Here is a 9,315-nt window from a genome sequence, read left to right on the forward strand (position 1 = left end):
CCTTCCCCTCGGCGGGCAGCACGTTGGGCCTGCTGCGCGCCTTGGCCTCGCCCCGCGCCGCGGCCGGCTCATCCGCGGCCCGGCCGCGTACCGGCTCCTCCCCGGTGTCGCCCGCGCGCCCACCACCCGCCGGCGGATCCGTCTCGGTCGCGTTGGTGGCCCGAGCCAGCCTGGACAGCCGGTCGGCCAGCAGCGCCGCCGTGGGCCGCTTGCCCGGCTCCCGGTTGAGCGCGGCCCGTACCAGCGGCAGCAGCTCCACCGGCACGCCCTTGAGGTCGGCCTGCCCGTTCAGCACCGCGTACATCTGCGCCTCGGCCGTGCCGCGTCCGAACGTCGGCCGCCCGGTCGCCGCGAACGCCACCGTGGCCGCCCAGGCGTGCACGTCGGCGGGCGAATCGACGTTCTCGTCGGCGAAGATCTCCGGCGCGGTGTAGCCGGGCGTGCCGAGGAACGTGCCGGTCATGGTGAGCCGGGTCGCGTCGAGCACCTGGGCGATGCCGAAGTCGATCAGCACCGGCCCCTGCGTGCCCATGATGATGTTGCCGGGCTTGAGGTCACGATGGACGACCCCGGCCGCGTGGATGATGGCGAGCGCGGCGGCGATGCCCTGGGCCATGTCGACGAGCCCGGCCACGTCGAGGGGGCCGCTCTGGCGCACCTGGTCGAGCAGCGTGACGCCCTCGATGTGCTCCATGACCAGGTACGGCCGCGCGCCGTTCAGGTCCGCGTCGAGGACCTTGGCGACATACGGGCTCTCGACCCTGCGCAGCGCGCGCACCTCACGCTCCAGGCGGATGCGTGAGGTCTCGTCCTCGGCCAGGTCGTGCAGGACCTTGAGAGCGACCTGCTCGCCACGGCGGGTGCTGGCGAGGTAGACCTCACCCATGCCGCCGCGGCCGAGCCGCTCGATCAGGGTGTACGGCCCGACCTTGCCGAGCTTGCTCACCGTCCCTCCCCGCCCGGCGCAGCCATAAGGGACACAACCCTAGCGCCGGTACGCGAGTTGCCGCTTGAGGCACGCCGATGGATTATCCGCGAGTGTGATCGGTGAGCATGCTGTCGAGCCGCGCGGTGGGCTCCTCCGACAGCCGGCGACGGCCCTTCCTGCGCCAGTTGACGTGACCCCGGCGCTCCAGCCAGAGCAGCAGCCGGTCGGCGGCGAACAGCACCACCGCCGAGAAGACGAGGGCGACGACGATTTCCATGGCTCCCAGTCAACCTACGGCGCATGGCGCCGGTCAGGCCGACACGCCGACTAACCGGCCACCACCGTACCCTCTGACGTGCGCAAATGCCCCTCACCCGTATAGATCCACTTGGTCGAGGTGAGCTCGGGCAACCCCATCGGGCCGCGCGCGTGCAGCTTCTGGGTCGAGATGCCGATCTCCGCCCCGAACCCGAACTCTCCGCCGTCGGTGAATCTGGTGGAGGCGTTGACCGCCACGGCCGCCGAGTCGACGAGCGTGACGAACCTGCGGGCGGCCCGCTGCGAGCGGGTGACGATCGCCTCGGTGTGGGCGGAGCCGTAGCGCCTGATGTGGGCCACCGCCTCCTCCAGCGAGCCGACGACGGCGGCGGCGATGTCGAGCGAGAGATATTCGGCGTAGAAGTCGTCCTCGGTCGCGGGCACGACATCGGGCCCGTGAGCGGCGATCCGCTCGTCGCCGTGCACGGTCACGCCCGCCTCGCGCAGCGCCTCCAGGGCCTTGGGGACGAACGCGGCGGCGATGTCCTCGTGCACCAGGAACGTCTCGGCGGCGTTGCACACCGACGGCCGCTGCGCCTTGGCGTTGAGCAGGATCTGCACGGCCAGGTCGACGTCGGCCTCGGCGTCCACGTAGACGTGGCAGTTGCCGACGCCGGTCTCGATCACCGGCACCGTGGACTCCTCGACCACCGAGTTGATCAGCGACGCGCCGCCGCGCGGGATCAGCACGTCGACCAGCCCTCTGGCCCGCATGAGCTCCTTGACGGAGTCGCGGGTCTGGCCGGGCACGAGCTGGACGGCCCCGGCGGGCACCTCGGTGCCCTCCAGGGCCTCCTGCATGATGCGGACGAGGGCGGTGTTGGAGGAGTAGGCGCTGGACGAGCCGCGCAGCAGCGCCGCGTTGCCGCTCTTGAGGCAGAGCGCGGCCGCGTCGACGGTGACGTTGGGACGGCCTTCGTAGATGATGCCGATCACGCCCAGCGGCACCCTGACCTGGCGCAGCTCCAGCCCGTTGGGCAGCGTCGAGCCGCGTACGACCTCGCCGACCGGGTCGGGCAGGTCGGCCACCTCGCGTACGGCGTCGGCGACGGCGGCGATCCTGGCCTCGTCGAGCCGCAGCCGGTCGACCATGGCCTCGGACGTGCCCTGGGCCCTGGCCCGTTCGACGTCCTCGGCGTTGGCCGCGACGATCTGGGCCGTGTGGGCGACCAGGGCGTCGGCGATCGCCCGCAGCGCCCGGTCCTTGGGCGCGCGCGGCAGCGGGGCCAGCTCGGCGGCGGCCTCTCGCGCCGCCTGGGCGACCTTCAAGAACTCTGTGCTCATCGCTCTTCCCTCATCACCATGGCCGTCCCGCTCCCCCGCGTGTGCCGGCGCGGGGCGGGGCCCTCGTCGGGGCGGTTCAGTTGTGCGCTTCCAGTATGACGATGTCGTCGCGGTGGATGAGCTCGCGTTCGTATTCCGGACCGAGCGTGCTCGCCAGCTCCCTCGTGGAGCGCCCCAGCAGACCGGGGATCTCGACGGCGTCGAAGTTCACCAGGCCGCGGGCCACCACGAGCCCCTGCGGACCGCACAGATCGACCGGATCGCCCGCGGCGAACTCGCCCTCCACCGACGTCACCCCGGCAGGCAGCAGCGACTTGCGCCGCCCCACGATGGCCTCCACCGCGCCCGCGTCGAGATGGAGCCGGCCGCGCCCGGTGGTGGCGTGCGCGAGCCAGAGCAGGCGCGTGCCCGGATGACGGCCGCCGGGGTGGAAGTAGGTGCCGACGTCGGCCCCGCTGAGCGCCTGGGCGGCGTGAGCGGCCGCGGTGAGCACCACGGGCACGCCGGCGCCGGTGGCGATCCTGGCGGCCTGCACCTTGGTCACCATGCCGCCGGTGCCGACCGCCGCGCCGTTCTTGCCCAGCTCGACCCCGACCAGGTCCTCCGGGCCGCGGATCTCGGCCAGCCGGCGCGAGCCGCTGCGGCTGGGCGGGCCGTCGTAGAGCGCGTCGACGTCGGACAGCAGCACCAGCGCGTCGGCGTGGATGAGGTGGGCCACCAGCGCCGCCAGCCGGTCGTTGTCGCCGAAGCGGATCTCGTCGGTGGCCACGGTGTCGTTCTCGTTGACGATGGGCACGATGCCCAGCTCCAGCAGCCGCGCGAGCGTGCGCTGGGCGTTGGCGTGGTGGGCGCGGCGCATCATGTCGTCGGCGGTCAGCAGCACCTGCCCCACGCGCAGCGAGTAGCGGGCGAAGGAGGAGGTGTAGCGGGCCACCAGCACGCCCTGCCCGACGGAGGCTGCGGCCTGCTGGGTGGCCAGGTCGCGCGGTCGCGCGCTCAGCCCGAGCGGGCCGAGGCCCGCCGCGATCGCTCCCGAGGAGACCAGGACGATCTGCGCCCCGGTACGGCGCCGCGCCGCCAGCACGTCGACCAGGGCGTCCACGCGATCCACGTCGATCATGCCCTGAGGGGTGGTGAGCGAGGAAGAGCCGACCTTGACGACGACCTTCGACGCTGAGCTGATCTGTTCCCGCACGTCTGGCAGCCTATCCGCTCCCCGGACGCCCCTCGTTACCGGCCGACGATCTTGACCGCGGCCGGCCGCGTCACCAGGGCGACCCGGCGCGCGTCACCGGGGCGTCTCGGTGCGGTAGGAGTGGCCGAGCTCCTGGCCGAGCCCGAAGTAGTGGCGGAAGTTGTAGACGAGCGGGCTCCAGGCGGCGGGATCGACGTGGTCGGTGCCGGGGACGACGAGCCGGGGGTCGGCGTGCACCTTCTGCACGAGTGCCTCGACGATGACGAATTCCTCGCGGACGTCCGTTCGTACCCGCTCGGCACGAGCCTCCAGTTGAATGGGGCACTCGGCGACGCGAGGCGGCCGGACCACGTGCGAAGGCTCGCCGTGCAGCCCCGCCGCACCGAACTTGTCCGGCTCGAAACGACAGCGCTCCGCCTTGGTGGCGGGAACCGGGTTCCGGCCGGTCAGCGGCGCCAGCCGTTCCACCGCCGGCCACAGAGCCGGGTCGGGCAGATTGATCACCAGGTCGGGCCGCTCGCCGAGATTGCGCGCGGTCTGTCCCTCGCGGCCCAGACCGAGCACGACGGTCTGCCCGAGCGCCCACGCGGAGGACATCGGGGCCAGGTTGACCGAGCCGTCCTCGTTCTCGGTCGAAAGAAGCACCACCGGCGTCCCGAAGTACAGGATGCTCGGCTCGATCACCAGGTGAGGGGCCCGCGCGGGCAGGATGGATGCGGCGTTCATGGTCCGCAGCCTAAGATCCGGATGTCTCGCCCGGCGCCGAAGTGTCACGGCGACGATCGACCGACGCCGGCCCCGACCGCGAAGGATCGAGACCATCCCGTACGGCCGGCCGGCGGTCCGACCCGCGCGCGCCTTACCCCAGCCGGTGATCCGACCCGCGCCGCCCTACCCCAGCCGGTTGTCCGACCCGCGCGGCCCCTGCCGCACCGTCTCGGCGTTCAGCGTGGGCTGCCAGTCGAAGACGTAACCGCCCTCCATCGGCCCGATGACCACCTCGGCCCCGGCCTTGGCGCCGAGCTTGGCCAGCTCGACCTCGACCCCGAGCCGTTCGAGCCGGTCACCGAGGTAACCCACCGCCTCGTCGTTGCTGAAGTCGGTCTGCCTGATCCACCGCTCCGGCTTCTCCCCGGTGATCTGGAACAGGTTGTCGTTGACCCTGCGCACCTTGAACCCGGCCGCGCCGAGCTGCTTGGGCCTGATGACCAGCCGGGTCGGCTCCTCGACGGGCTTGTTGGCCCGCGCCGCCGCCACCCATTCGCCCATCGCGTACGACAGCTCCCGCAGCCCGTCACGCGTGGCCGCCGAGATCGTGAACACCTTCAGCCCGCGCGCCTCGAACTCCGGCGCGACCAGCTCGGCCAGCTCCCGCGCGTCGGGCACGTCGGCCTTGTTCAGCACGACCAGCCGCGGCCGGTCCTCCAGCTTCCCGTACGCGCGCAGCTCCGCCTCGATCACCTCGTAGTCGGTGACCGGGTCGCGCCCCGGCTCCATGGTGGCGCAGTCGATGACGTGCACGAGCATGTCGCACCGCTCGACGTGCCGCAGGAACTCGTGCCCGAGCCCCTTGCCCTCCGACGCGCCCGGGATCAGCCCGGGGACGTCGGCCACGGTGAACACGTGGTCGCCCGCCGTCACCACGCCCAGGTTGGGGATCAGGGTGGTGAAAGGATAGTCGGCGATCTTCGGCTTGGCCGCGCTCAGCGCCGCGATCAGCGAGCTCTTGCCCGCGCTGGGGAAGCCGACCAGCGCCACGTCCGCGACGCTCTTGAGCTCCAGCATGACGTCGAGCTCGTCGCCCGGCTCGCCGAGCAGCGCGAACCCGGGCGCCTTGCGCTTGGTGGTGGCCAGCGCCGCGTTGCCGAGCCCGCCGTGCCCGCCCTCGGCGATCACGTAGCGGGTGCCCGCCCCCACCAGGTCGACCAGCACCTCACCGGTGGTGGAGTCCTTCACCAGGGTGCCGTTGGGCACGGACAGAACCACGTCCTCACCGTTGGCGCCGTCGCGGTTGGAGCCCTGCCCCTGCTTGCCGTTGGGGGCCTTCCTGTGGGGCCGGTGATGGTAGTCGAGCAGGGTCGCGGTATTGGGATCGACCTCAAGGATCACGTCGCCCCCGCGCCCGCCGTTGCCCCCGTCGGGCCCGCCGAGCGGCTTGAACTTCTCCCGGTGGATGGAGGCGCACCCGTTTCCCCCGTCACCGGCCTTGATGTGAAGGACCACCTGGTCCACAAAGTCCGGCATCCCGCATTCCTCCATCGCCCCGCCAGGGGCCTCTCATGACTGACAACCCATCGCCGACCGGCCCGGGAAACACCAAGGGGTGGATCGCATCCGTACGGATCGATCCACCCCTGAAGCGACGAGCCCGAGGCCGAAAAGCAGGAAGAACCTACTCGGCGGCGACGGGGACGATGCTCACGGCCCTGCGGCCGCGCTTGACACCGAACTGCACGTGACCCGCGGCCAGCGCGAACAGCGTGTCATCGCCACCGCGGCCGACGTTGTCACCGGGGTGGAAGTGGGTGCCACGCTGACGGACGATGATCTCGCCCGCGTTGACCAGCTGACCACCGAAGCGCTTGACGCCCAGACGCTGGGCGTTGGAGTCACGACCGTTCCGGGTGGACGACGCGCCCTTCTTGTGTGCCATCTCTCAAACTCCCGTTCAGGCCTGCTCGATACCGGTGATCTTCACCTGGGTGTACCGCTGGCGGTGACCCTGGCGCTTCTTGTAACCGGTCTTGTTCTTGTACTTGAGAATGCGGATCTTCGGGCCCTTGGTCTCACCGAGGATCTCGGCGTTGACCGTGAACTTGCCCGCCTCCGTGGTCACATCGCCGTCGTTGACGACGAGCACCGTCGGCAGCGATACCGAAGAGCCGACCTCGCCGGCGACCTTGTCCACCTCGAGGACGTCACCGACGGAGACCTTCTGCTGCCTGCCGCCGCAACGAACGATCGCGTACACCGCGGAACCCTTCTACTGACTCACTGTTGCTGTTCGAACATCAGCTACCTCATCGAGGTGGCCGCCGAATGCTGCGCCTGTCATTCAGCCTGTCTAAAACGACGAACCGAGTAAGCGCGCCAACAGGGCACGTCACCTGACGCACCGATTCACCAGGGTACCGGATTAACGGTGCCCTAGGCGAACCGGACGGATCGTCGGAAGTCAGCCGAGGTTAGTCGGCCGACTTGGCTCGGCGGGAGCGTCGCCGCCCTCTGCCGGAAGTCTGGCTTGCCTGGTCGTCCTCGGCCGGGACGTCTTCAAGCGCACCGGTCACGGTATCACGGCTGGCGGAGTCCTTGGCCGCGGAAACCTTGTCCGACACCGCCTTCTCGATCGCCATCTTGCCCTGCGTGCCGCGCGGCTCGGGCTTGCTCTCGACCGGCTCGGTGGAGACGATCAGGCCACGCCCGTTGCAGCAGTCACACGGCGTCGAGAACGCCTCCAGCAGCCCCTGACCGACCCGCTTACGCGTCATCTGGACCAGGCCCAGCGAGGTGACCTCGGCGACCTGGTGCTTGGTCCTGTCGCGGGCCAGGCACTCCAGCATCCGCCGCAGCACCAGGTCGCGGTTGGACTCCAGCACCATGTCGATGAAGTCGATGACGATGATGCCGCCGATGTCGCGCAGGCGGAGCTGGCGCACGATCTCCTCGGCCGCCTCCAGGTTGTTCCTGGTGACGGTCTCCTCCAGGTTGCCGCCCTGGCCGGTGAACTTGCCGGTGTTGACGTCGACGACGGTCATCGCCTCGGTACGGTCGATCACCAGCGAGCCGCCGCTCGGCAGCCACACCTTGCGCTCCATCGCCTTGCTCAGCTGCTCGTCGATCCGGTAGGAGGCGAACACGTCGCCGTGTTCTCCCTCGTTCCACTTCGACAGGCGCTCGGCCAGGTGCGGCGCGACGTACTTGACGTACTCGTCGACCGTCTCCCAGGCGTCCTCGCCCTGCACGACCAGGTTCGTGAAGTCCTCGTTGAACACGTCGCGCACGACCCGGATGGTCAGGTCGGGCTCGGCGGACAGCAGCTCCGGCGGGCTGGCCGACTTGGCCTTCTTCTGGATGTTCTCCCACTGCGCCGACAGCCGGGCCACGTCGCGGGCCAGCTCGTCCTCGGAGGCGCCCTCGGCCGCCGTGCGCACGATCACACCGGCGTTCTCCGGCATGACCTTCTTCAGGATGCTCTTCAGCCGCGTGCGCTCCTTGTCGGGCAGCTTGCGGCTGATGCCGGTCATCGACCCGTCGGGCACGTAGACGAGGTAGCGTCCCGGCAGGCTGATCTGCGACGTCAGGCGGGCGCCCTTGTGGCCGATCGGGTCCTTCGTGACCTGCACGAGCACGGACTGGCCCGACTTGAGCGCCGACTCGATCCGCTTCGGCTGGCCTTCGAGACCGGCGGTGTCGAAGTTCACCTCGCCGGCGTACAGGACGGCGTTCCTGCCCTTGCCGATGTCCACGAACGCCGCCTCCATCGACGGCAGCACGTTCTGCACCTTGCCGAGGTAGACGTTGCCGACGTAGGACTGGCTGGCCTCGCGGTTGACGTAGTGCTCGACGAGCACGCCGTCCTCCAGGACCGCGATCTGCGTACGGTCGCCCACGCGCCGCACGACCATCATGCGGTCGACGGACTCGCGGCGGGCCAGGAACTCCGACTCGGTGATGATCGGCGGGCGCCTGCGCCCGAGCTCGCGCCCCTCGCGGCGGCGCTGCTTCTTGGCCTCCAGCCGGGTCGAGCCGCGCACGCTCTGCACACCGTCGGTCGCGGTGTCGAGCGAGGCGGAACGGCCCGAGCGCGGCGCGCGGATGCGCACCACCGTGTTCGGCGGGTCGTCGCTGGCGGGCTCGGAGCCCTCGTCACCGCCCCTGCGGCGACGGCGGCGCCGGCGGCGCGAGGAGGACGCCTCCTCTTCCTGCGCCTCTTCGCCCTGCTCGTCGGAGTCGTCGTCCTCGGACTCCTCGCCGTCTTCGGCGTCGTCCCGCTCGCGCGCCTTGCCGCGGCCCCTGCCGCCCCCGCGGCGGCGACGGCGGCGGCCGCGCGGCTCTTCCTCCTCCTGCTCGTCGGAGGTGTCGAGGTCGGTCTCCTCCTCGGCGGCCACCTCGTCGACCGGCTCCTCGGCCTCCTCGGCCTCGGGCTCGGCGACGGGCTGCGGCGCCTCGGCCTTGCGGGCGACGGCGGGCTTGGCCTTGCTCGGGTCGGGCGCCTGGAACAGCGGCGCGAAGATCGCGGCCGGCCGCTGGAACGCGGTGCCCGGCTCGTCCTGCCTGCGGGCGGTCATCCCGAACGGGTCGGCGAGCAGGCTGGGGCGCACGTTGTCCTCGTCGAGATCCTCACCGGCGGGCTCGTCGTCGAGCGGCTCGTCCTCGGGCAGGATCTCCATGATGTCGTCGTCGGCCTCATCGGCCTCATCGGCCTCGGCCCGCGCCGCCTCCACGTCCCCGCCGGCAGCGGCCCCGGAAACGGCCCCGGCAGCGGCAGCGGCCCCGGAAACGGCTTCGACATCGGCGCCGGCAGCGGGCTCCGCGCTGGCCGGGCGGCGCACGCGACCGGCCCGGCCCGCACGACCACCGGCCGTCTTCT

The 9,315-nt window shown here is 71.1% G+C and carries 9 protein-coding genes; all 9 read right to left on the reverse strand.

Annotation, left to right across the window (positions count from 1 at the left end):
- On the reverse strand, positions 1 to 946 hold a 946-nt coding region (locus ABFX54_RS54755; RefSeq protein WP_346115273.1), incomplete at its 3' end, for a serine/threonine-protein kinase.
- Between the two features lie 82 nt (positions 947 to 1,028).
- Positions 1,029 to 1,205, reverse strand: a complete 177-nt coding sequence (locus tag ABFX54_RS54760) for a hypothetical protein (RefSeq protein ID WP_346115274.1) — start codon at positions 1,203 to 1,205, stop codon at positions 1,029 to 1,031.
- A 50-nt stretch (positions 1,206 to 1,255) separates the two neighbouring features.
- On the reverse strand, positions 1,256 to 2,530 hold the full coding sequence (locus tag ABFX54_RS54765) for a glutamate-5-semialdehyde dehydrogenase (protein WP_346115275.1): 1,275 nt from the start codon (positions 2,528 to 2,530) through the stop codon (positions 1,256 to 1,258).
- A gap of 76 nt (positions 2,531 to 2,606) precedes the next feature.
- Entirely contained in the window at positions 2,607 to 3,725 is a 1,119-nt protein-coding gene (gene proB / locus ABFX54_RS54770) for a glutamate 5-kinase (protein ID WP_428834668.1), read from the reverse strand.
- A 93-nt stretch (positions 3,726 to 3,818) separates the two neighbouring features.
- Positions 3,819 to 4,451: a flavin reductase family protein gene (locus ABFX54_RS54775; protein WP_346115276.1), complete on the reverse strand. Its 633-nt coding sequence runs from the start codon at positions 4,449 to 4,451 to the stop codon at positions 3,819 to 3,821.
- A gap of 165 nt (positions 4,452 to 4,616) precedes the next feature.
- A complete protein-coding gene (obgE, locus tag ABFX54_RS54780) occupies positions 4,617 to 5,969 on the reverse strand; it encodes a GTPase ObgE (RefSeq protein WP_346115277.1) in 1,353 nt (450 codons plus the stop codon).
- A gap of 148 nt (positions 5,970 to 6,117) precedes the next feature.
- Complete coding sequence (rpmA, locus tag ABFX54_RS54785) at positions 6,118 to 6,378, reverse strand: 50S ribosomal protein L27 (protein ID WP_106250486.1); 261 nt, start codon at positions 6,376 to 6,378, stop codon at positions 6,118 to 6,120.
- A 15-nt stretch (positions 6,379 to 6,393) separates the two neighbouring features.
- Complete coding sequence (gene rplU, locus ABFX54_RS54790) at positions 6,394 to 6,696, reverse strand: 50S ribosomal protein L21 (protein WP_080046162.1); 303 nt, start codon at positions 6,694 to 6,696, stop codon at positions 6,394 to 6,396.
- A gap of 214 nt (positions 6,697 to 6,910) precedes the next feature.
- The coding region (locus tag ABFX54_RS54795; RefSeq protein ID WP_346115278.1) for an Rne/Rng family ribonuclease at positions 6,911 to 9,315 on the reverse strand (2,405 nt) is incomplete at its 5' end.

The organism is Nonomuraea maheshkhaliensis (assembly GCF_039529435.1).
Lineage (GTDB): Bacteria > Actinomycetota > Actinomycetes > Streptosporangiales > Streptosporangiaceae > Nonomuraea > Nonomuraea maheshkhaliensis.